At 57.1% G+C, this 22,022-nt stretch carries 19 protein-coding genes and 1 pseudogene; 8 read left to right on the top strand and 12 right to left on the bottom strand.

The genetic code is table 11. The features are described 5' to 3' along the window. Positions 1–9 precede the first annotated feature (9 nt). The gene (locus tag ACR0NW_RS05220) at positions 10–498 is read right to left on the bottom strand and encodes an SH3 domain-containing protein (protein ID WP_480449583.1); all 489 of its coding nucleotides are present in this window, start codon (positions 496–498) and stop codon (positions 10–12) included. Between the two features lie 171 nt (positions 499–669). Here ACR0NW_RS05220 and ACR0NW_RS05215 point away from each other — a divergent pair, with 171 nt between their 5' ends. From ACR0NW_RS05215 to ACR0NW_RS05195, 5 genes are all read left to right on the top strand, one after another. Continuing rightward, a complete protein-coding gene (locus tag ACR0NW_RS05215) occupies positions 670–1,656 on the top strand; it encodes a 2-hydroxyacid dehydrogenase (RefSeq protein WP_170651095.1) in 987 nt (328 codons plus the stop codon). Positions 1,657–1,743: 87 nt separating this feature from the next. Continuing rightward, complete coding sequence (gene ggt / locus ACR0NW_RS05210; RefSeq protein ID WP_480448532.1) at positions 1,744–3,537, top strand: gamma-glutamyltransferase; 1,794 nt, start codon at positions 1,744–1,746, stop codon at positions 3,535–3,537. Positions 3,538–3,627: 90 nt separating this feature from the next. Beyond that, the gene (locus ACR0NW_RS05205; protein ID WP_480448533.1) at positions 3,628–5,031 is read left to right on the top strand and encodes an FAD-binding oxidoreductase; all 1,404 of its coding nucleotides are present in this window, start codon (positions 3,628–3,630) and stop codon (positions 5,029–5,031) included. 103 nt (positions 5,032–5,134) lie between these two features. Next, entirely contained in the window at positions 5,135–6,349 is a 1,215-nt protein-coding gene (locus ACR0NW_RS05200; protein ID WP_480448534.1) for a hypothetical protein, read from the top strand. A gap of 115 nt (positions 6,350–6,464) precedes the next feature. Next, positions 6,465–8,972, top strand: a complete 2,508-nt coding sequence (locus tag ACR0NW_RS05195; protein ID WP_480448535.1) for a GcvT family protein — start codon at positions 6,465–6,467, stop codon at positions 8,970–8,972. A 44-nt stretch (positions 8,973–9,016) separates the two neighbouring features. Here the strand turns inward: ACR0NW_RS05195 and ACR0NW_RS05190 are convergent, their stop codons facing one another. The 4 genes and pseudogenes from ACR0NW_RS05190 to ACR0NW_RS05175 all read right to left on the bottom strand — a co-directional run bounded on the left by ACR0NW_RS05190 (position 9,017) and on the right by ACR0NW_RS05175 (position 12,079). Next, on the bottom strand, positions 9,017–9,352 hold the full coding sequence (locus ACR0NW_RS05190; protein ID WP_480448536.1) for a carboxymuconolactone decarboxylase family protein: 336 nt from the start codon (positions 9,350–9,352) through the stop codon (positions 9,017–9,019). A gap of 69 nt (positions 9,353–9,421) precedes the next feature. Then, a pseudogene (locus ACR0NW_RS05185) lies at positions 9,422–10,074 on the bottom strand (DUF938 domain-containing protein). Further along, positions 10,071–11,144, bottom strand: coding sequence for an NAD(P)/FAD-dependent oxidoreductase (locus tag ACR0NW_RS05180; protein ID WP_480448537.1), 1,074 nt, complete (start codon positions 11,142–11,144; stop codon positions 10,071–10,073). The pseudogene ACR0NW_RS05185 and the gene ACR0NW_RS05180 overlap by 4 nt, the downstream one beginning before the upstream one ends. Continuing rightward, on the bottom strand, positions 11,141–12,079 hold the full coding sequence (locus tag ACR0NW_RS05175) for an aldo/keto reductase (protein WP_480448539.1): 939 nt from the start codon (positions 12,077–12,079) through the stop codon (positions 11,141–11,143). Before ACR0NW_RS05175 ends, ACR0NW_RS05180 begins: the two co-directional genes overlap by 4 nt. A gap of 154 nt (positions 12,080–12,233) precedes the next feature. Here ACR0NW_RS05175 and ACR0NW_RS05170 point away from each other — a divergent pair, with 154 nt between their 5' ends. Next, entirely contained in the window at positions 12,234–12,632 is a 399-nt protein-coding gene (locus ACR0NW_RS05170) for a hypothetical protein (RefSeq protein ID WP_480449584.1), read from the top strand. 3 nt (positions 12,633–12,635) lie between these two features. Next, the gene (locus tag ACR0NW_RS05165) at positions 12,636–13,868 is read left to right on the top strand and encodes an HlyD family secretion protein (RefSeq protein WP_170651086.1); all 1,233 of its coding nucleotides are present in this window, start codon (positions 12,636–12,638) and stop codon (positions 13,866–13,868) included. Positions 13,869–13,893: 25 nt separating this feature from the next. Here ACR0NW_RS05165 and ACR0NW_RS05160 read toward each other — a convergent pair whose 3' ends face one another. From ACR0NW_RS05160 to ACR0NW_RS05150, 3 genes are all read right to left on the bottom strand, one after another. Continuing rightward, positions 13,894–15,273: an MFS transporter gene (locus ACR0NW_RS05160; RefSeq protein ID WP_480448540.1), complete on the bottom strand. Its 1,380-nt coding sequence runs from the start codon at positions 15,271–15,273 to the stop codon at positions 13,894–13,896. Between the two features lie 297 nt (positions 15,274–15,570). Then, positions 15,571–16,830 (bottom strand): guanitoxin biosynthesis MBL fold metallo-hydrolase GntH, encoded by a 1,260-nt coding sequence (gntH, locus tag ACR0NW_RS05155; protein WP_480448541.1) that lies wholly within the window; start codon positions 16,828–16,830, stop codon positions 15,571–15,573. Between the two features lie 289 nt (positions 16,831–17,119). Next, positions 17,120–17,740 carry a cysteine hydrolase family protein gene (locus tag ACR0NW_RS05150; RefSeq protein ID WP_480448543.1) on the bottom strand — a complete coding sequence of 207 codons (621 nt, stop codon included), beginning with the start codon at positions 17,738–17,740 and terminating at the stop codon, positions 17,120–17,122. Positions 17,741–18,195: 455 nt separating this feature from the next. Between ACR0NW_RS05150 and ACR0NW_RS05145 the strand changes: the two genes are divergently transcribed. Next, the gene (locus tag ACR0NW_RS05145) at positions 18,196–18,432 is read left to right on the top strand and encodes a hypothetical protein (RefSeq protein WP_480448544.1); all 237 of its coding nucleotides are present in this window, start codon (positions 18,196–18,198) and stop codon (positions 18,430–18,432) included. A gap of 148 nt (positions 18,433–18,580) precedes the next feature. Here the strand turns inward: ACR0NW_RS05145 and ACR0NW_RS05140 are convergent, their stop codons facing one another. The 4 genes from ACR0NW_RS05140 to ACR0NW_RS05125 all read right to left on the bottom strand — a co-directional run bounded on the left by ACR0NW_RS05140 (position 18,581) and on the right by ACR0NW_RS05125 (position 21,960). Beyond that, a complete protein-coding gene (locus ACR0NW_RS05140; protein WP_480448545.1) occupies positions 18,581–18,775 on the bottom strand; it encodes a hypothetical protein in 195 nt (64 codons plus the stop codon). Between the two features lie 69 nt (positions 18,776–18,844). Beyond that, a complete protein-coding gene (locus ACR0NW_RS05135) occupies positions 18,845–19,918 on the bottom strand; it encodes a BMP family ABC transporter substrate-binding protein (RefSeq protein ID WP_170651081.1) in 1,074 nt (357 codons plus the stop codon). 35 nt (positions 19,919–19,953) lie between these two features. After that, the gene (locus ACR0NW_RS05130) at positions 19,954–20,874 is read right to left on the bottom strand and encodes an ABC transporter permease (RefSeq protein WP_480448546.1); all 921 of its coding nucleotides are present in this window, start codon (positions 20,872–20,874) and stop codon (positions 19,954–19,956) included. A 3-nt stretch (positions 20,875–20,877) separates the two neighbouring features. Next, on the bottom strand, positions 20,878–21,960 hold the full coding sequence (locus ACR0NW_RS05125) for an ABC transporter permease (protein ID WP_170651079.1): 1,083 nt from the start codon (positions 21,958–21,960) through the stop codon (positions 20,878–20,880). Between the last annotated feature and the right edge of the window lie 62 nt (positions 21,961–22,022).

Here is a 22,022-nt window from a genome sequence, read left to right as displayed (position 1 = left end):
GCGTCAGTGCTATTCGCGAAGCTCTTCGGGCTCGACCCCCCAGAGTTCCTGCTTGAGAGCCCATCCGCGATAGCCGCCCGCTGAAATATGGCACCAGTCCAGCGTGCAGGTTCCCAGCCGGGCCACCACGCCGTTCTCGAAATGTGCATTGATTTGCGACTTGGGGTCGGGTCCGGCGTAGACAGGCAACATCTCGTCCTCGACGAGAACGGTTCGGACACCAGACAGCAACGCATAGTGCACCCAACCACCAGCCCCGTCGCGATCCTGCACCTTGCGCCAGTTGCCATATTCCGCCGTGATCTGCAGCGGCATGTCGCGGCGTTTGAAAACCCAATCGATTCGATGCGTCAAAGACGGGCCTCGCCGGACATTCCCTTCGGCAGCTTTCATCGAGACAAAGCGGGGTAACGGAAGGTTGGTGACAGGACCACGTTTATCTTCTGCGTTTGCGGCAACCGCGCAAAACGCAAAAAGAAACGAGAAAATCAACGCCAAACACTGGCGTTCCACCGAAAATGCGCGACTCACTGCCTGCCTGCTCTTGTGCCTGTTGATCCGGTTTCAAAAAAGGTTGCGCCAATAACGCCCGGGGTTCTTGTGCCCCGCCTGATCCTGCGCCACGATGCCATGACGCGCGCCTGTTTGCAAAGCAGTGGGAGGGCTGAAGTGCCAAGAGAACGTCTGAGTGTTGTCGTTACGCGACGGTTGCCGGAAGCGGTGGAAACCCGATTAAGCGAACTCTTCGATGTGCGTTTGCGCGACGATGACACGCCAATGACCCGGGACGAGCTGGTCGAGGCGGTCAACGACGCCGACGTGCTGGTTCCAACCGTCACGGATACGATCGATGCGGGGCTATTGGGGCAAGCCGGTGAAAACCTGAGGTTGATCGCCAGTTACGGGGCAGGGGTCGACCACATCGACGTTGCCACCGCGCGCCAACGCGGAATTCTTGTTTCAAACACGCCGGGTGTTTTGACCGACGATACGGCGGATATGACCATGGCGCTGATTCTGGCGGTTACACGGCGCATCCCCGAAGGTCTGGGGATCATGCAAAAAGGCGATTGGGAAGGCTGGGCTCCGACGGCATTGCTGGGTGGACGCATCGGCGGGCGGCGTCTTGGCATACTGGGAATGGGCCGGATCGGTCAGGCCGTGGCGCGTAGGGCAAGTGCGTTCGGGATGCAGGTGCACTATCACAACCGCCGCAGGCTGCGTCCGGAAATCGAGGAAGAATTTGAAGCGACCTATTGGGACAGCCTGGATCAGATGGTTGCCCGTATGGACGTGATTTCCGTCAACTGCCCGTCGACGCCATCGACCTTTCATTTAATGAACGCACGCCGCCTGAAGCTGATGAAGCCATCGGCGGTGATCGTTAATACATCGCGTGGCGAAGTGATCGACGAAAACGCGCTAACCCGCATGATCCGATCGGGCGAGATCGCGGGGGCGGGGCTGGACGTTTATGAACACGGCACCAGCGTGAACCCCCGGTTGCGGCAAATGCCGAATGTCGTGCTGTTGCCGCACATGGGCTCGGCCACGCTGGAGGGGCGGATCGAGATGGGCGAGAAGGTCATCATCAATATCAAGACCTTCGAAGACGGCCATCGCCCGCCCGATCAGGTGGTGCCGTCCATGTTGTAAAGCGTCCTATCCGGGCGCAGAGGTTTCCCATGAAATGTGGAGTTTCGCCTTCGATACGGAACGCCCGACCGGCGATAGGAGGAAATAATGCGGTTAAGGTATTTTTCAGGACTACTTCTTTCGGCAGCGTTTTCCATTTCGCCCTCTCTGGCGCAGGAAGCAGCTGATGCAGTTTCCCCGGAAGCTGCCACTGAAGGACAGGTGCAAGCCCTGACAGAGGAGGTAGTGGCCGCGCTGGAGGCCAAGGCGGCCGGTACCCCAGTCAAAGCCGAAAACTGGATGGTTTCGGCGGCCAATCCACTCGCCGTTGCGGCCGGGGCAGAAATTTTACGTGCCGGTGGCACTGCAGCGGATGCCATGGTTGCCGTTCAGGTCGTTCTTGGGCTGGTTGAACCGCAATCCTCGGGATTGGGGGGCGGGGCCTTTCTGGTCTGGTATGACGCCGCCTCGGGCGCCTTGACCACGCTGGACGCACGTGAAACCGCGCCGCGCGAAGCGACGCCAACCCTGTTTCAGGATGAAAACGGAGAGCCGCTGAAGTTCTTTGATGCCGTTGTCGGAGGGCTTTCCGTCGGCACGCCGGGCACACCAGCGCTTTTGGAAGAAGCACATCGCCGCTGGGGCCGCACGCCTTGGCCCGCGCTGTTCCAGGAAGGCACCCGGTTGGCGGAAGAGGGATTTCTTGTCTCACCCAGACTGGCGGGTTTGGTTGCAGCGGATGCTGAACGGTTGTCTCGGTTTCCGGTAACCGCAGAGTACTTTCTGCCCAATGGCGTGCCGCTGGCCGAAGGTGATCGTCTGAAAAACCCCGACTATGGCCAAACGCTACGGACATTGGCCGCTGAAGGTGCTGCCGGTTTTTATGGAGGTGAGATCGCTTCGGCCATTGTTACGACCGTGCGCACAGCCCCGGGAAACCCGGGCGTTCTGTCGGGAACGGATCTGGCGCTTTATCAGGTGATCGAGCGTGAGCCGGTTTGTGCGACCTACCGGGTGTACGATGTCTGCGGCATGGGGCCGCCCTCTTCTGGGGCGCTGACGGTCGGCCAGATTCTCGGAATGCTGAACGGCTATGAACTGGCTGGACTTGGATCGGATAACCATGAGGCATGGCGTTTGATCGGGGATGCGTCTCGCCTCGCATTTGCGGATCGCGGCCGGTACATGGCCGACAGCGATTTCGTACCGATGCCAACCAAGGGGCTGGTTGATCCGGGCTATCTGGCTCAGCGCGGCGCGTTGCTGGAAAGTGACGCTGCCCTGCAAGAGGTCGGGCCCGGCAACCCCGAGTTCGACCATGGCATGCTCTGGGCGGATGACGAGTCGCTGGAGTTGCCATCGACGTCCCATATTTCCATCGTGGACGGGTATGGCAACGTTCTGTCGATGACGACGACCATCGAAAACGCTTTTGGTTCCCGGCTGATGACCAATGGATTCTTGCTCAACAATGAACTGACCGATTTTTCATTCCGGACGCATGTGGATGGCGTTCCCATCGCCAACAGGCTGGAACCCGGCAAGCGACCAAGATCGTCGATGAGCCCGACGATCGTGATGAAAGATGGAAGCCCCGTTTTGGCGATTGGCTCTCCGGGCGGCAGTCGGATCATTGGGTATGTCGCGAAATCGATCATCGCATGGGCAGACTGGGGTATGGACGTACAGCAGGCCGTGTCCCTGCCGCATCTGGTTAACAGGTTTGGCACCTATGACGTCGAGGCGGGAACATCCGCCGAAGCCCTGGCCGAGGCGCTGACCGAACTGGAGTTCGAAGTCAACGCACGGGATCTGACATCGGGCCTGCACGCGATCGAAATCACAGATGGGCTTTATGGTGGGGCCGACCCTCGGAGAGAGGGTATCGCGCTGGGCGAATGATGATCCGCTTTTGTGGGTATTGCCCAATGGCGGGTAGCCTCTTACTCACTCATGTAAGGGACTGAGTGGTGATCGAAGGGGAAGAGAAAAATGGGGCAGGCAACGGAACTACCGCGCAACGAGACCGGGATTGAAACCGTCGTCGGTGTTCTCAAACAGCAGTTTGGAGACCGCCTGCAGACAGGGGCAGCCATTCGCGAACAGCACGGCCACACAACCACGTGGATCAACAATCAGAGCCCGGATGCGGTTGTCTTTCCACATTCCACCGAAGAAGTGTCAGAAATTGTAAGAACCTGCGCGGCGCACAAAGTACCGGTTATACCGTTTGGAACGGGCACGTCCCTGGAAGGGCACGTGAACGCGCCCGCCGGGGGTATTTCCATCGACCTGAGCCAGATGAACAGGGTTCTGGCGGTGAACGTCGGCGATCTTGACTGCGTGGTGCAGCCGGGCGTGACCCGCGAGGATCTGAATACCTATCTGCGCGATCAGGGATTGTTTTTTCCAATCGACCCCGGTGCCAACGCCTCGCTGGGCGGGATGGCGGCGACACGCGCCTCCGGCACCAACGCCGTGCGGTATGGAACCATGAAGGACAACATCCTGAGCCTTGAGGCCGTGATGCCGGACGGGCAGATTATCCGCACCGGGCAACGGGCCAGAAAATCCTCGGCTGGATATGATCTGACCCGCCTGTTGATTGGCGCCGAAGGAACGCTGGGGGTCATCACGGAGCTCACCCTGCGCCTTCAGGGCATTCCCGAAGCCATCAGTTCGGCCCGCTGCTCTTTCCCTTCGGTCGATGCAGCTTGTCAGGCGGTGATGATGACGATCCAATACGGCATCCCGGTTGCCCGCATCGAGTTGCTGGACGAGACCTCGGTCAGTGCGGCAAATGCCTATTCCAATCTGGACCTTCCCGAAACACCGTTGCTTTTGCTGGAATTTCACGGATCGGATGCGGGTGTCTCCGAACAGGCCGAGACCTTTGGCAATATTGCCGAAGAGTTCGGTGGAACAGATTTCGCGGCCACCTCGACAATTGAGGAACGCAACAAACTTTGGCAGGCGCGTCATGACATGTACTGGGCCAGCCTGCTGCTCAGGCCTGGTGCAAAGGGTATTTCGACCGACGTCTGCGTTCCGATCTCACGTCTGGCCGAGTGCGTGACGACCGCGCAGGGCAAAGCGGCCGAACTTGGCTTGCTTGCCCCCGTGGTGGGCCATGTCGGAGATGGAAATTTCCATACCTTGCTACTGATCGATATGGATAACGCGGATGAGATCGCAAAGGCAGAAGAATTCGTGGGTTGGTTGAACGACCTCGCGATCTCGATGGAGGGAACCTGCACCGGAGAGCATGGCATAGGTCAGGGGAAAAAACCGTATCTTGCCAAAGAGTTGGGCGCAGCAACGCGGTTCATGGCTGCGATCAAGGTCGCTCTGGACCCGGACGGCATCATGAATCCGGGGAAAATTCTGGGCGAATGAACCCTGATTGTTGTGATTTCGTAAACATGTCCATGGATCGTCATAACCTCGCCTGAATCCGGTGCCAAACGAAAGCAAGTCGAAATCCGTTTCGGAGAAAAAGATGGGCGTATTGCGTGTCCTGGGATTTGCTTTGGTATGCAGCCTTGTTCTTGTGGTGTTGGACTATTTTCAGCAGGGCAAAAGGTCGGACGGGCGGTTGTCGTTCGAAGAGTATGTGCGCACCATCGAAGAACGGGCAGGCGTATTCCGCGCGGGGAAAGCCGCACAGCAAGACGAGCGTAGTCGTCAAGCGCGATGGGACGCGGGTGGACAATCATATCTGCCCACTGCGCCCGAAGGATGGCAGAGGCGTAGCCTGCTGAGCGGTGATAACAGCGGGTTGACTGAAACCAATCCGGCCGCCGCAGTGCAAGCCGATACTGAACAAGTTGCCGCGACCGGAAACAGAGATTCCGCTGATGAAGAACGCGCAGTCGCGCAGGACAAACGTGGCTGGGTTTACCAGCGCGGCGATGAAGTGATCTGGGTCGAGGTTATGTTGAAGGAGGCGGGCGACGCCAACTCTCTGACCGGTCTGATGGCTCAGCGAGTTGCCGGAAGCAACTTTTACACGGGTCAGCAGCAAGGGTACGCCGTTCTGGGCGGCGTGGGGTTTGTGTATGCCACATACGGAGATTCCAGTGAGCTGGGTCCGAATGACCTTCGCAAGTTCATAGGCCGAATTGGATTTGACGAAGAGGTGAACATTATCGTCGTTGCACGCGCCACGGATGACGCGATTGGCCAAATTCTTGGCACAATAGACTACGACGGTCTGAACGGTTTGTTGTCCGAGCCGATCATGTCTGTCGGTAGCGGTGCTCCGGTACAGCAGGGCGATCAGGTGTCGCTGGCGCAGGACATGAATGATCTGCGCGGTCGCTTTCTGAAACTGCAGGGTGAAGTCGCCGGAGAAAGGCTTGCGAATTCGGATGACATTTCGTTTCTGCTGAGCACTCTTGCGCAGGACAACGGATTCCCCACAGATCTGTTTGATTTCACCGATGGCCGGGTTCCTGAAATTGGCGATGCGCTTCAGGCCGCGTATCGCAGAGAACTCTCCAAACTCGTAGGTGGTGATGCCCAGCAGGCTGACGCCCGATCAGGTATCAGCAACCTGTTTGCATCTCTGATGTCATTTATCGGCAAATCCGAACAGACCGGAACGTCCGAGGAAAATGCCACGGTCCTGGTCCACAAGGGTGGTTTTGTTGGCGGATCAGCCACCTGCGTTGTTCGGGATAGTCTAAAAACCTGCTCAGGTTTCGGAGACTGACCGGGTCGAACCGAAACGCGTCGTTTTTTTAACCCCACTGGTCGGATGGTTGTCACGCAAAGTTGCGTATTTGCGCCATATGGTGGCAACTTAATTCAAGGGGAGACGCCCGGATATGAAAACCCAAGTCAAAGCACTGGTTGTTGGCGGCGGTGCCGTCGGGACTTCGATCGCCTATCACCTTGCCAAAGCGGGCTGGGACGATGTGATGCTGATCGAGCGGGACGAGCTGACGTCGGGCTCGACCTGGCACGCGGCGGGTCTGCTGCCGCTGTTCAACATGTCCTATGCGACAACCCACATCCACAAATACTCCGTCGACTTCTACAAGCAGCTCGAGGAAGAAACCGGCCTGAACGCAGGCTTTGCAGTGGTCGGCAACCTGCGCATGGCGCAGACGCAAGAGCGTATGGACGAATACATGCTCTATGCGTCCACCGCCGAGACCTGCGATGTCGCCTACGAATGGCTGACACCCGAGCAGATCAAAGAGCGTTGGCCGCTGATCGAGACCTCGGACCTGAAGGGCGCGATCTACCACACCGAAGACGGTTATATTAACCCGGCCGACGTTACTCAAGCGATGGCCAAGGGTGCTCGCCAGCGCGGTGTCGACATCGTTCGCAAAATGCAAGCCGATGCGTTCCACTGGAACGGCACTCACTGGGAAGTCACCTGCACCAAGATGGTTGAAAAGGGCGGCAACCTCGTTCCTTCAGATGAGCAGGTGGTAATCACTGCTGAACATGTCGTGACAGCATCGGGCAACCACGCGCAGCGAACCGCCAAGATGTTGGGCATCAAGATGCCCGCGATCCCGGTCGAGCATACCTTCATCGTCATGGACAAAGACCCCGAGCTGGTCAAATGGCGTGAAGCGGGCAACCCCGAACATCCGGTTGTGCGCGACGCAGACAATGAATCCTACGCCCGCGAGGAACGTGGCGGCTGGATTCTGGGCATCTATGAACACGGCGCGCCGGCGCAGTTCGAACATGGCGTGCCGGACAGCTTCCGCGCAGACCTGTTCCCGCTGGATCTGGACCGGATCGCAGATCAGTACATGGCGATGGCCGAACGCGTGCCGTCCTGCGCTGAATCCGGTCTGAAAGACGATTTCAACGGCCCGATCTGCTACACCCCTGATGGCAACCCGCTGGTTGGTCCGGCTCCGGGGCTGCGTAACATGTGGCTGGCCGAAGGGTTCTCGTTCGGTATCACCGCTGCAGGCGGCACCGGCTATTATCTGGCGCAGATGATGGTTGACGGCGAAGCCGAGATCGACATGGCCTCGCTGGACCCCAAGCGGTACAGCAGCAACTGGATGACCACCGAGTTTGCGGCCCGCAAGAACGAAGAGTGCTATGAGCACGTCTACATCCTGCACCACCCGGACGAAGAGCGTGAAGCCTGCCGCCCGCTGCGCACGGCACCGGCCTATGATCGCCAGAAAGCACGTGGCGCGCAGTTCGGCTGGGTCAACGGCTGGGAACGCCCGAACTATTTCGGTCCGCTGGACGCATCGGAAAACTTCGACAAAGAGGCTCGCTCGTTCCGCCGTGGCGGTTGGTGGCAACATGCTGTTGATGAGGCCAAAGCGATCCGCGAAGGTGTTGGCCTGATCGACGCCACCGCCTTCACCAAGCACGTCGTCAAAGGCCCCGGTGCGACTCAATTCCTGGATTGGTTCACCTGCAACAAGCTGCCCAAGGTCGGTCGCATTAACCTGACTTACGCGCTGACAACGCACGGTACCACCCGCACCGAATACACCATCGTCCGCAATGGCGAGAACAACTACTACATCGTCTCCGCCGGTGCCTGGACCGAGTACGACGCCGACTTCCTGCGCAAGGCGGCCGAGGACAAGATGGATGAGTTCGGCTATATCGAGATCCAGGATGTTACCACCCAGTGGGGCGTGTTCGCCATCGCCGGACCCAAGTCGCGTGACGTTCTGAAAGAGGTCATCAAGGACGCCGACCCGGAAACCGCACTGTCCAACAAGCGCTTCCCGTGGCTGTCGGCCCGTCAGATCGAACTGGGCATGTGCCCGGTCAACGCAATCCGCGTGGCCTATACCGGCGAGCTGGGTTGGGAACTGCACCACCCGATCGAGATGCAGAACTACCTGTTCGACCTGCTTGAGAAGGCCGGTGAAAAGCATGGCATGAAGCTGGTCGGCGCCCGCGCTCAGAACTGGCTGCGTCAGGAGAAATCCTATCGCGCCTTCGGCAACGAACTGGGCCGTGACGCAAACCCGCTGGAGGCCGACCTGCCGCGCTTTGTCGATCTGAACAAAGAGTTCCACGGCAAGGACAAGATGGTCGAAACCGGCGTGCGTGTGAAATGTTGTACCCTGCTGATCGACGGTCCGTCGGATGCGGACCCATGGGGCCGAGAGGCGCTGTACACACCAGAAGGCGAGCGCGTGGGTCGTCTGACCTCGGGCGGCTACTCGGTGGCCTTCGAGAAATCCATCGGCATGGGTTATGTGAAGCCCGAGCTGGCGGTCGAAGGCACCAAGCTGCAGGTCAAGATGCAGGACAAGCTGTGGGATGCGGTCGTCACCTGCGACAGCCCCTACGACCCAAAAAACGAAGTCATCCGCAAAGACGGTTGATCGAACAAAGGCCCCGGTCAAATCCGGGGCCTTTTTTTAGGCGGTCAGCTGACCAGTTCGTCGTAACACTCCAGTGCCTTGGCGGCATACATCATGGACGGGCCACCGCCCATCTGGACGGACATTGACAGGACATCCGAGATTTCCTCGCGCGTTGCCCCGGCTTTCACCAGCGCCTCGGTGTGCAAAGAGATGCAGGGTTCACACCGCACGGCGATTGACATGCCCAGTGCTATGAATTCTTTGACTTTGTAATCCAGCGTTCCGCCTTCTTTGACGGCTTTCCCCAAAGTGCCAAAAGCACGCGCGGTATCAGGTATTGCGCTATTCAGATTGCGCAGGCCAGAGCGCGTATCAGATAGCTTTTCTTGCCATGTCATTCGGATATCCCTCATACATTCCATAATGAGAATGCATACGGATTTCCACCGGGCACGTATTGATCTTGATCAGATCGCCCGCTTTTCAGCGACAAAGGCCAGATTATTCGCTGGCATTCCGACGATCTGGATCAGGTCCAATCCGACCGACTTTAACAGTTCCAGAATATCGGCATCGTCTTTGTATCCGATTCAGGGTCCTGGGCGCTCAGAGTTGCGTGAAAAGCGGCATCCCCTTCACTGGTAAATTCGCCACTTCGCTTGAATGGGCCGTAAAGCACGAAACGCCCACCGGGTAGGAGTGCCTTACTGGTTTCGGAAACCAGAGTTTCAGTCTCGGTCCAACTGATAAGGTGCAGCAGGTTAATCAGGACTATTAGATGCTGGCCGCTGAAATTCGCGTGCCACCCCGGCATGGTCGCATCCAGTTCGGTTGCCGGGGCCACATTTTCCAGACCAAGCGCATACTCGTCTATGCTGGCGCGCCGGTCAGAGGCTATTTCTGTCGGCTGCCATTCCACACCGGGAAGCCTCTGGGCAAAGGCAGAGACGTGCTGCCCGGTTCCGCTGGCCAATTCCAGTGCGCGTCCCTTCTTCGGAGCCACGGATTCAAGCAGATCGCAAATTGCGGCTGAATTCCGGGTCGCCGCAGGTGCAACCATCCTGGCCCCATCGGTGGGGGTCGCGACGCTGGCATTTGATGGGAGTTTTCGGCCCTTCATGTTCGCAACCTGTCCGGGCGCAGCGTGGATATCGTTGCGGCATCCAGCTCGGGCACGGTCCCCACAACAAGATCGGTTACGAGGCGTGACGCCGCCGGGGCTGTCTGAATGCCGTACCCTCCTTGTCCGGCGGACCAGATAAAGGTCGGGTCCGACGGTTCAGGGCCCAGAACCAACGTCCGATCCGGCGCAAAGCTGCGCAACCCTGCCCAGTTGGCTTCGACCCGGGTCACCGGCTCGGTCACCATCTCTTCGTAGCGGGCCAGACCCTCGGCCAGCACCATGTCATCGGCATAGGCGTCATGCGGTTCAGCTGGGTCGGTATCGGCAGGAGAAACCAGCAACTTTCCGGCATCCGGCTTGGCGTACCAGCGCTCTCCGACACCCAGCATCATCGGCCAATCGCGGACGTCATGTCCGCCGGGTGCCGGAATGCGGGCCATGGATCGGCGCAGGGGGATCAGGCCAATGGGTGTAATTCCGGCCAGCTGCGCGATCACGTCGGCCCAGGCACCAGCCGCATTGACTAGATGGGCTGCTTCAAAGATCTCACCTGCCTCGACGATCCAATTGCGGTCCTTGCGGATTTCAACGACCCGCCTTTTTGTCAGAATCGCACCGCCATTGGCGCGGATGATCCGGGCAAAATCCTGCAACATCCGATCCGTATCGATATCGAATGCGCCTTCCTTGATAGCGGCGTAACCGACGACCTTTCGGTTCAGAATAGGCACCCGGTCAATCGCATCATCCGGGCTTGTCTCATTCATGCCCAGTTCCGCAAGGTCTGTCACAAACTGGTCGTGCTGATCCAGTCCACCGACCAGAAGCAACCCCCGAGGGCTGAGGTAACCACCGTTATTGGAGTGCAGAAAATCGGCGCTTGCACGGTTCAGTTGAACCACCGATTCCGATCCATAGTCCTGCTCGAACAAGGCCGCCGAACGGCCCGACGCGTGATAGCCCAACGCGTCTTCAGCTTCGAGAACCGTAACAGACCCGTGTTCCGACAGTCGTGCACCCGCGCTGAGGCCCGCGATGCCGCCGCCGATCACAAGAAAATCTATCATGACTGCTCTTCCAGCCTGTCCGTTGCCGGTGCAGGTGGTTGGCTCAGGGCCGTCACGCGGGCGTAAAGAGCAGGGGACATGGTATGAGACATCGCCGCTAGGGATGGGGCAAGTTGTTCCGCATTCCGCGCCGAAATGATCGGCGTTGCGCCAAATGGGCTTGCCGCCACCCATGAAACGGCCAGTGTGGCCGGATCCAGCCCCTCTTCGGATGCGAGGTCCGTCAGCGATTTGGCCGTGTCAAACATCCAGCCCTGCCCGTAGCGCGCTGCATATCGGTCGTCTTCCGCCAACCGACCCTGGCCGCCGCTTGCATACTTTCCAGTCAGCAGACCGCCACCCAACGGCGAATAGGCCGCCACCGTGATGTTCTGATCCGCACACATCGGCAGGATTTCCACCTCGGCCTGTCGTTTCACAAGGCTGTACATCGGTTGCAGGATATCAATGCTCAGATCGAAATCCGCAGCAATTCTTACGGCCTTCATCACCTGCCAGGCGGCAAAATTCGACAAGCCGACATACCGGATTTTTCCTGCCTGCTTGAGTTCGGCAAAACATTCCATCGTTTCGACAAGATCGGTGTCGGGGTCGAACCGATGCAGATACAGGATGTCCACCATGTCCTGTCTGAGCCTCTGACGGGACACATCCAGCTGAGACCTGATGTTCTTACCGCCTGCGCCGCCGGTGTACCCGGCCTTTGTCGCGATCAGCAGGCTTTCACGCTCGGACCGGATCATGTTCCTCAGCAGAGTTTCGGACTGTCCGTCTGTATATACATATGCAGTATCGAAATGGTTTAGGCCCGCGTCGCGGCAGGCATCGTACATGGCCTGACTTTGCGCGGCATCTGCGCGCCCGCCGAACTGCATCGTGCCGAATGCAAAACGGCTGGCCGGGGTTCCATCAGAAGAGTTCAGCGTGGACATCATTCAAAAGCCTTTGTTTCTGCAGAGGTTCTGGGGCGTACAACCGACAAAAAGGTCTTTCATGCTTTATAAGCAGGCTTGAAATAAAGCATCAACCCATCCAAAGAAGTGATAGCAAAAACAGGAGGGCAGGGTGAGTACCGCAGAATTACACCCGATGGCCACGGGGCATATTCCATCTTATGTGACCCAGGCAGACGGCAGTGACTTTCTATTTACGTTCATGGTTGTTTTTACAGTTGTTGTCATACTGCTGATTGGGGTTGCCTATTTCACGCTCCATTCGATTCCGGAAAAGATTGCACACGAATCCAATCACCCTCAGTTTCAGTTGGTAGGCATATTGGCGCTTCTGGCGCTTTTCACGCATAACGGCATATTCTGGATTGCCGCCATTCTGGTGGCCGGATTCCAGTTCCCTGATTTTGCAGCCCCTCTCAGAGCGATAGCCGATGCCATCCGGTCGTTGGCACCCGAACGCGACCCCGCTCCGGTGACCGAAGATGTTTCGGCGGGCACCCCGGACCTGTCCGAACCCACACCGCAGGAGCGTTAAGACATGCTGGAAACATTGATGTGCGCCCTTGTCACGGTGCTGCCTGATTTTCTGTTTCGCAGATTTGTCCAAGGCAAACGGATCGGTCACGAGATCACGCTTTTCACCATGTGGTACGAATTGCGGTGGGGGCTGACGACCTGTGCCATTCTGGCTTTGACCGTCATCACGACGTTATTTTATTTTCACCCGGCCAGCAAAACCGCCGCTTCGTATTTCCGCACTGTCACGATCTTGCCGCAACTGGGTGGCCGCGTGTCGGAGGTGTATGTCAGGAACAACGAACACGTAACGGCCGGTCAGCCCATTTTCCGGATTGAGGATTTTACGCAAACGGCGCAAGTCGAGGCGGCGCATGCCCAAATCGCTCAGGTTCAGGCCTCGTTGAAAGTGGCGCAAACCGATCTGGCCGAGGCCGAAGCCGGTATTGCCGGCGCGCGTGCTGCGCTGGATCAGGCGCTTGAAGATCTGGAACGAAACACGACGCTGCGCGACGAAGGCTCAAGCGCAGTTCGACTGACCGAGATCGAGCGTTTGGAAAATCTGGTTGAAGAGCGAGAGGCCAAAGTGGTCGCGGCCCAGTCGCAAAGAGCTGCTGTGGTTCAGCAGATCGAGGAACTGATCCCTGCTCAACTGGCCAGCGCCAACGCACAACTGGACGCGGCCCTTACCGAACTGGACAAAACCGTTGTCAGTGCGGGTGTGACGGGTCGGATCGAACAGTTCGGTTTGCAGGTTGGCGACTATGTCAGCCCGCTGCTGCGGCCTGCGGGCATTCTGGTACCGTCTTCATCCGGGCATGATCGTTTTCAGGCGGCATTCAACCAACTGTCCGCTCAGGTCATCAAACCCGGCATGATTGGTGAACTGGGCTGCATGACCAAGCCGTTCACCGTGATCCCGGTTGTTGTTGTCGAAGTACAAGACGTTATCCCGTCGGGCCAAATCCGGCCAAGCGACGAGTTGCGCGATGTGCAGGCAAACACAAATCCGGGTTCGATATTGGTGTATCTCGAGCCGCTATACAAAGGGATGGCCGATGAAATTCCGCCCGGAAGTAACTGTCTGGCAAACGTCTACACCGACAATCACGAAAAGCTGGAAGACGAAAATCTGGGCTTCTGGGAAAAGGCGTTCCTGCATGTGGTCGACACGATCGGCGTAGTCCACGCCGCCGGATTGCGGCTTCGTCTGATCCTGATGCCGGTCAATACTTTGGTGCTGACCGGGCATTGATCTGCCATCCTTGGCTGAATGTGCTTCAGTTGCGCCCGCTCCCTTTCGGGGGGCGGGCGCTTGTTTCTTTGTCGAGCGAGAAAAAGGCAAAAGTCCACACCGCCGCAACAAAGACCGAAACAAGCCAGAATACCTGTGAGAAAGATTGCGTAACCGCGTAAACAGTACTGCCAAGCGCCATTCCCACCGTTCCGCCCAGCAGTTGAAATGACATGGAAATTCCACTCGCCTGACCGTGCAGTGCTGGCGGAACCGAGAACATGACCGCACGGCGCGGGGGTACGAACAGGAACGGTACGGCGCAGCCCCAGATCAGGAACCCTGCGAATATGAACATGGTGTGGCGGCTCTGCATACCCAGTGCAATAAGGGCGACCGCAACCACTCCGGCAAACACTCCCGACAGGGACGGCCCGCGCGTTCCAAGCCGGTCCGAGGTTTTGCCGGCAAATGTCGCGATCAGCACCTGCGGCACGACCGATGGAAGCAGCGCGATCCCGGCGACAAGGGGCGACACACCCAGCACGGACTGAAAGTACAACGCGCCAAAGACCAACAGAACGATTTTGACGAATTGCGCTGTAAAGATGATCATGTTTGCAGCACTGAAGCTGGAACTGGCAAACAGTGATACCGCGATCAGTGGGGTGGGGGATTTACGCTCGGTCGGTATGAACAGGATTAGCAGTGCCGCCCCAAGCAAGAGCGTTACCAAAACCTCGGGCTGGGTCCAGCCTCGGTCAGGTCCTTCCATAATGCCGAACACGACCATGCCCAATCCCACGACCAGCATCAGAAAGCCTGCCCAGTCAAAACCTAGCTCAGGCAGATGGGGCGGGTCCCGCCACTTGCTCAGCGTGATGGCCGCCACAATCAGAACGATGGGTGGGTTGACCCAGAAGATCCACCGCCACGACATGTATTCGGTCAGCAGGCCGCCGATCAGCGGTCCCAGCGACAAAAACACCGTGCCAATCGACCCGTAAAGTCCCAGCGCCTTGCCTCGCTCATGATCTTCAAAGGAACGGGTGACCAGAACCAGAGACAGCGGAAAGATGAAAGCGGCCCCGACCCCTTGGACCGCACGGGCCAAGATCAGCGCCGTACCGCTTTGGGCTAGGCCCCCTAAAGCCGAAGACAGGCCAAAGATCAAAAGCCCGGCCGTCAGCAAACGACGGGGACCCAGAATATCACCCAGGCGTCCGGCGGCGCCAGCCAGACAGGCCAGAACAAGCAGATAGATGTTCACGACCCAATGCGCATCTAGTTCGGACAGGCCAAGATCTTTTCGGATGGTCGGCAAAGCGACACTGACGACGGTCTCATCCAGCAGAATAACGCCGAGAATGGCACCCATCGCACCCAGTATCCACCAGCGGGTGTTGTCATTTGGTTCGACTGCCATCTGGCCTTTCCAAAACAAGGATGATCGCCACGTTCTAAGGTGATGAGGCCCGCTCGGATCGGTTCACGTCAAGGAAATCCTTTCAAATCGTTGATTGAAATCGAAATCGCCCCGCGAAAAAGGGCCAGCCGAAACCGCAAGACACCTGCCGGAAGTGTTGCTGAGCATGTGCGAGCGGGTGCGCGATTAGCAACACCTTAGTGTCTGTTCTGAGCCCAAACCGAACTATGAGAGATAAAGAGCAAAGTTTGCCGATAAAACCTCGGTACCTCCGTTGTTCAGGCCATCGGTGATTGCTCAGTCCCCGGGATACTTGAACTCGCGCCCCAGTGCTTCTTCGGCTTCCTTGTAGATTGGTCGTACCACGTCGTCGACGTCCCAACGGCCCGCTTCGATCTCCGGTGAGTAGCCAATCTGATCCGCAGGGTTGATGGGTTCCGGTGGATAGGCTGCAGGCGGGTTCCAGCTTTCGTGGTTGATCGCAGCCATTCTTACTTTGATATCGTCTTTTGTGACATTCCAAACCATATAGTCCTGAGCAAGGCTCAGTGGTCCATCATATGTCTTTCTAATCCGTTCAAGAACGCCAGGCGTCGAGTCGATTCCGGTCCAGAAGTGATAGGCCACGGCAAGACGAGGCTGCACGGCACTCATGACCTTACCGAAAGCTTCGGGCGGTGTATGGATCTGAGTGCCAACCTGAAGAGCGGATTCGGGTGTCAATCCATAACGCGCAACTAGGTCAGGCACCGCTATGAAGCATTCATGGACCACCAGATCGGCGCCCTGAGCCATTTCAACAAACCACTTGTTCGGATAGGTATCGCTTGAATACACAAAGGACAGATCATTCCAGTCCAGCCGATAGCTAACTGATCCATCGATGGCGTGGATGGCAGGAAATGCAGTGATCTTCACGCCATTGTCTTCGTAAATGACCTGCGTGATCTTGTAGTCAAATTCAGTGATTTCAGTGGCAAAGCCGCGCACATCAGTCTGGCCCAATCGCCCTTCGAGATCCCAAAGGTACATTTTCTCCATCGCTTCAACAGCCGCCGCCGTGCCCAGTTCGGGTCGTGAGCCGCTGGGCCCCCAAATCCGCAGAGGCGAGAACCGACCGGCTATTCCGCCCGCAACATAGAGTGCGCCGATGCCGCCAAAATGATCTCCGTGAAGGTGGCCGATAAACACCTTGTCGAGAAAAGCAGTCGGGATTTGCAGCCCGAAAAGCCTCTCGACCGATCCGTCGCCAATATCAAACAGAAACTTGTCGCCATTTCCCAGTTCAACAAGGAAACACGCTGCCGCCTGAGCCGGTCGTGGGGTCGGCATGCCGGTGCCACAAGCGATGACACGCATTTCATCGGGTGCCAGCGTTTCACTGTTTGGTGCGTAGAAATCACGTTCTCGCGCTTCGGTTGGCGATATCATCGGTATCTGGCTTTCCGATTGCTGCGCTTCGGCTGAACCAATTAGGTTGATATCAGTTTGGGAAACGCCAACCCATCCGATCAATGCAGCAATCAGCGTCTTAGAAATATTGGTAACAGAGTTCATCTCAGTTTCCTTTCATAAAAGGAAGCGTCATAATCTCGCTCTCTAATTTGCAAGAGTATCATATTCACATTTTTAAATCATTTGGCGCGCGATTGGCGGCGACTGATCGTTGAACCAACGTCAATTTTGCTTCGCGTCGCCGTCTTTTGCATCGGGTAACCGCGGTTTTTTTCCTGCCGCACTGCTGAAGGTCCGGTTTGAGCCCAATCCTGCCAGCATTCGACACATTTCGAATTGCTGGTTTGGGCTTTAGGCAATGCGAAACAGACATAAAGGAGCCGTTTGCGTATCAGAGCAAAGAGATCGCGTTAATCACCGTTTCGCGGTTTTGAACAGCGCCCGTTTGCAAATACTCCATTGCTCTGAGCGCAGCTTCATGGGCTTGGAGGGATGACCCGCCGACGCAATCCTCCACAACGCGGCAGAAGTAGTCTGATTGATGGCCATCAACGAACGTGTAGTGCACACAAACATCGGTCAGGCCTCCGCATAGTATTAGAGTATCTACCTTTAGACCGCGCAGCAGAATTTCGAAATCGGTTCCAAAAAACGCAGAATAACGCCGCTTCGGAACCAAATAGTCACCAGTGCGATATCCCATCTCTTCTTTGGCAACCTCTGTCCGCGGATCACCTTCGAGACAGTGTATGTCCTCATCGCCATCCAGCTCCCGGCCGAAGTCGACCTGGTCGGAACGATGAACTTCCTGAATGAAAATGACGGGCACATTGTATTGATGTGCGGCATCAACCAAATCGCGCGCAGCGAGCATCCGTTCCTTATAACTCGGCATATTGTCGATTGAGCGGACTGCGCTGTTATCAATGAACGTGCTCTTCTGAATGTCGATCACGATCAGGGCGGGTCGACCCTCGATCAGTTTCTTTGCATTTTTGTGTTTGGTTGTCATCTTCGACCTCAGTTTTATCAGGTCGTCCTGACTAAGCGCCGTTCCTGGCCGGGTCGTCCCGGCGGGCAGATCAATTTTGCCTAAATGTGCTAGGGCGCTTGGTCAAGGGTATGGGCATATTTGCATTGGGATGAATAGCAGACGTTCACACCCAAACCGGCATTGTCGGCTTGGTCCGCATAGTGGACGCCCCTGCTTAACCCAACCATATCCGTTCCACCCATCTTTCTTTGAAACGCAAAGATTAGCGAGGCTCGGGGATCCCGACCCTAGCCTTGGTGACTGGCGATCCATCTGATCAGAGAATGAATTCAGGTTTGTGAAATGTATATTTTTCAGATGCATACATGACACATATCTCACAAGAAATGTGAAATGGACCGCTGGAAACTTGCCAGAACATCAATTCGTGCAGTTGTTCTCGATACGACAAATTAAACTGAAGGTAGTACCAAGTGAACAAGAAGGCTTTGATTGCTGGCGGTGGGGCCGTCGTGTTGGTTGCAGTGGCCGCATTCGCGATTCCGGCGGTGCAAGATGAGATTAGCTACCGGCGCTGGAGTTCTGACAAGTGTCACGAAATACGAAAGCAGGTTAGAGATGCGACATGGCGAGGAACAAAGAAAGAAGAGGAGGCTGCCCGTCGCTTAGAAAAAGAAAATGGATGCGCGCTTGAGGACGCAGGGTGGTAGCGAAATTTGTTCACGGTTAGTTAAGTTTCCCCGATTGTCGCCAGACGCTTTGTAGTCACGATTATCTGGGCAAATTTGATTGCCAATTCGCTTGAAGCATTGCACGGCGCAGAATTGGCGTTCACCTGTGCGGCGATCTCTGCCCCACTCATACGACGAACATCCCGGTGACGGTGTTAATGTACGGGCGCAGCATGTCCTCAATTCGGGCGGAAAGGCGCAGCAGCGGCCCTACAGGAACGGCGGCTTGGTCCGCACAGCCGCCATTCCAAACAAAAACACCCTCGCAGAATTCCGCGAGGGTGATTTTTTGTAACAGCCTGTTGCGCGGTGCGTTGTGCATAATCTTGCAAGGCTTCTGGCAATGGGCCAGCCAAAATGGCTGGCCCTTCGCTGGGTTTAATAGCCGCGCTTACTGCGGAATTTCGCCTTCAAGGCCTTCGACATAGAAGTTCAGGCCAGCCAATGTGCCATCATCGGCCACTTCGCCTTCGGCCAGCCAGTCGCTGCCATCCTGTTTCTTGATCGGGCCGGTGAAGGGGTGATAGCTGCCATCGGCGATCGCGGCTTTCATTGCCAGCGCTTCCTCTTTGACATCCGCAGGAACTGCGTCCGAGATTTCTCCGATCCCGACCATGCCTTTGCTGATGCCATCCCAGGTATCGATGCTTTCCCAGTTGCCGTCCATGACTGCCTGAGTTCTGGCGACATAATAAGGTGTCCAGTTGTCGATGATCGAGCTGACGCGTGGATGCGGTGCATATTCTGCCATATCCGCAGCTTGACCAAACCCGATCACGTTGCCGGCGTCCTTCATAGCCGCCAGCGGAGCGGTCGAGTCCGTATGCTGCAGGATCACATCTGCGCCCTGTTCGATCAGAACCTTGGCAGCGTCCGCCTCTTTCGATGGGTCAAGCCAAGTGTAAATCCAGATGACTTTGAATTCGACATCCGGGTTGACCTTCTTGGCGTGGAGATAAGCCGAGTTGATACCACGGATCACCTCTGGGATCGGATAGGATCCGATGTAGCCCACGATGTTCGACTCGGTCATTTTTCCGGCGATGTGGCCTTGTACCGCACGGCCTTCGTAGAAACGGGCGGAATAGGTCGAGACGTTGTCGGCCCGCTTGTAGCCGGTCGCGTGTTCAAATTTCACGTCCGGGAACTTCTTGGCCACGTTGATCGTAGGGTCCATAAACCCGAAGGACGTCGAAAAGATCAGATCCGCGCCTTCAAGTGCCATCTGAGTCATGGCTCGTTCGGCATCCGGCCCTTCGGCAACGTTCTCCTGATAAACCAGCTCGACGCTATCGCCAAAATGCTTCTGCATTTCCTTGGCCGAGTGATGGTGGTGCTCGTTCCAGCCCCCGTCGTTGATCGAGCCGACATAGATAAAGCCGACCTTCGTTTTTTCCTGAGCGATGGCGCTGGTGGCCAGCCCCAGCGCCAGGGTGGCGCTTGCCAGAATTGAAGTGAATTTCATGTAGTTACTCCCCAAGTTGGTTCATTTGGCCCCGTCTAGTGCGAGGCGTGGAAAATCCGGCCCAATGAGGCAGGTGCACTGCTCTTGTCGGCCGAAAGGATCACAAGCACAAGGATCGTGATGATGTAGGGCGACATTGCCAGATACTCGACAGGGATGGCAACGCCCGCTGCCTGCAAATTAAGCTGCAAGACGGTGATACCGCCGAACAGATAGGCACCCAGCAGAACGCGCCAAGGCTTCCAGCTGGCAAACACCACCAGCGCGAGCGCGATCCAGCCAACTCCGGCCGTCATGCCATCGGTCCATTGGGGCACGCGGATCAGGCTGATATAGGCCCCACCAAGACCGGCGCAGGCCCCACCGAACAGGATCGCCAGAACGCGGATTTTGATGACCTTATATCCCAGCGCATGTGCGGCGTCGTGGTTCTCACCCACCGCGCGCAGGACCAGACCGATACGGGTGAACTTGAGAACGTACCAGACGGTGGCAGTCAGCGCGATTCCGACATAGAGGATCGGATCATGCTGGAACAGGATCGGACCGATCACCGGAATATCGCTGATGAGCGGGATATAGAGGTCGTTCATATCCGGGGGTGTGATCCCCACATAGCTTTGTCCCATCAATGCGCTGAATCCCAAGCCAAACAGAGTCAGAGCCAGTCCACTCGCTACCTGGTTGGCCAGTGCAACCTGTGTCAGCAGGACAAACAGAAGTGACAGCAAAGCGCCGCCGACCGCTGCGGCGAAAAAGCCAAGCCAGGGTGATCCGGTTTCAACCGAGATGGCAAAGCCACTGATCGCTCCCACGATCATCATGCCTTCGACACCAAGGTTCAGAACGCCTGCTTTCTCAACGACCAGCTCTCCGATCGCGGCCAATAGCAGGGGGGTTGCGGCGACCATAAGCGAGGCCACCAAAAGTACGGGATTGATTTCACCAAGATCCATGGGTCACGCTACCTCACTACGGGCCGCACGGATGCGGTAGTTTGTCAAAAGATCGAATGCCAGCAGGAAGAACAGCAGCATTCCCTGAAACACCTGAATGGCAGCGGCGGGCAGGCCCAGTTGCGACTGGGCGATTTCTCCGCCGATATAGGTCAGGGCCATCAGGCCCCCGGCCAGAAGAATTCCAATCGGGTGCAACCGGCCAAGAAAGGCAACGATAATCGCCGTGAAACCATAGCCCACGTTGAAATCGATGCTGACCACGCCCGAAGGGCCGGACACTTCGAACATCCCCGCCAATCCGGCCAACGCGCCGGAAAGACCCAGACAGAACAGGATCAGGCGGGCCGGGTTCACGCCTGCGAATTTCGCGGCGCGGGGTGCTTCGCCGGTCAGCCGGATGTGAAAGCCCAGCATGTGACGGTTCAGCAGGATATAGGCAAAGATCACAGCGATCAGAGCAGTCACGACGCCCCAATGCATTCCCGATCCTGAAATCAGCTCAGCATTATGCGCGCTGGCATAAGACTGCAGATTGCGCGAGCCGGGAAAGCCAAACCCCTCGGGGTTCTTCAGTAGTCCCAGCGAGACCGAGGCCAGCATCTGTTCAGCCACATAAACCAGCATCAGGGATACGAGAATTTCGTTGGTACCGAACCGCACTTTCAGAAAGGCCGGGATGCTTGCCCAGATCCAACCGCCAAGCGCGCCGGCAATCACCATGATCGGAAAGACGTACCACGCCTCCAGCGGATAAAAGGCAAGCCCCGCACCTGCGCCAAAGATGGCGCCCATGATGTATTGTCCCTCGGCGCCGATGTTCCAGATGCCAGCCCGAAAGCCCAGCGACAGGCCAATGGCAATCAGGACCAGCGGCGCGCCTTTCACCAATAGCTGCGGGCGGTAATAGAAAGAAAACTCGCCAAACAGCGGCTCCCAGAAAATGGTGCCAATGGCCTGAACCGGGTTTTTGCCCAGAATGGCGAATAGCAACCCGCCAAAGAACATTGTTGCCAGCACCGCCACCAATGGGGTCGCGTAGGACCACGCTTTGGACGGCTGCGGCCGTTTCTCCAACACTATCATCTGCTCATCCCCCCAGGTTCTTCTTCTCGTTGTAAGTACGGCCGCTTGAGGCGGTTCAACGG

It is taken from the genome of Ruegeria sp. CF5, from assembly GCF_056537325.1.
This window is presented reverse-complemented; position numbering and strand designations above follow the sequence as displayed.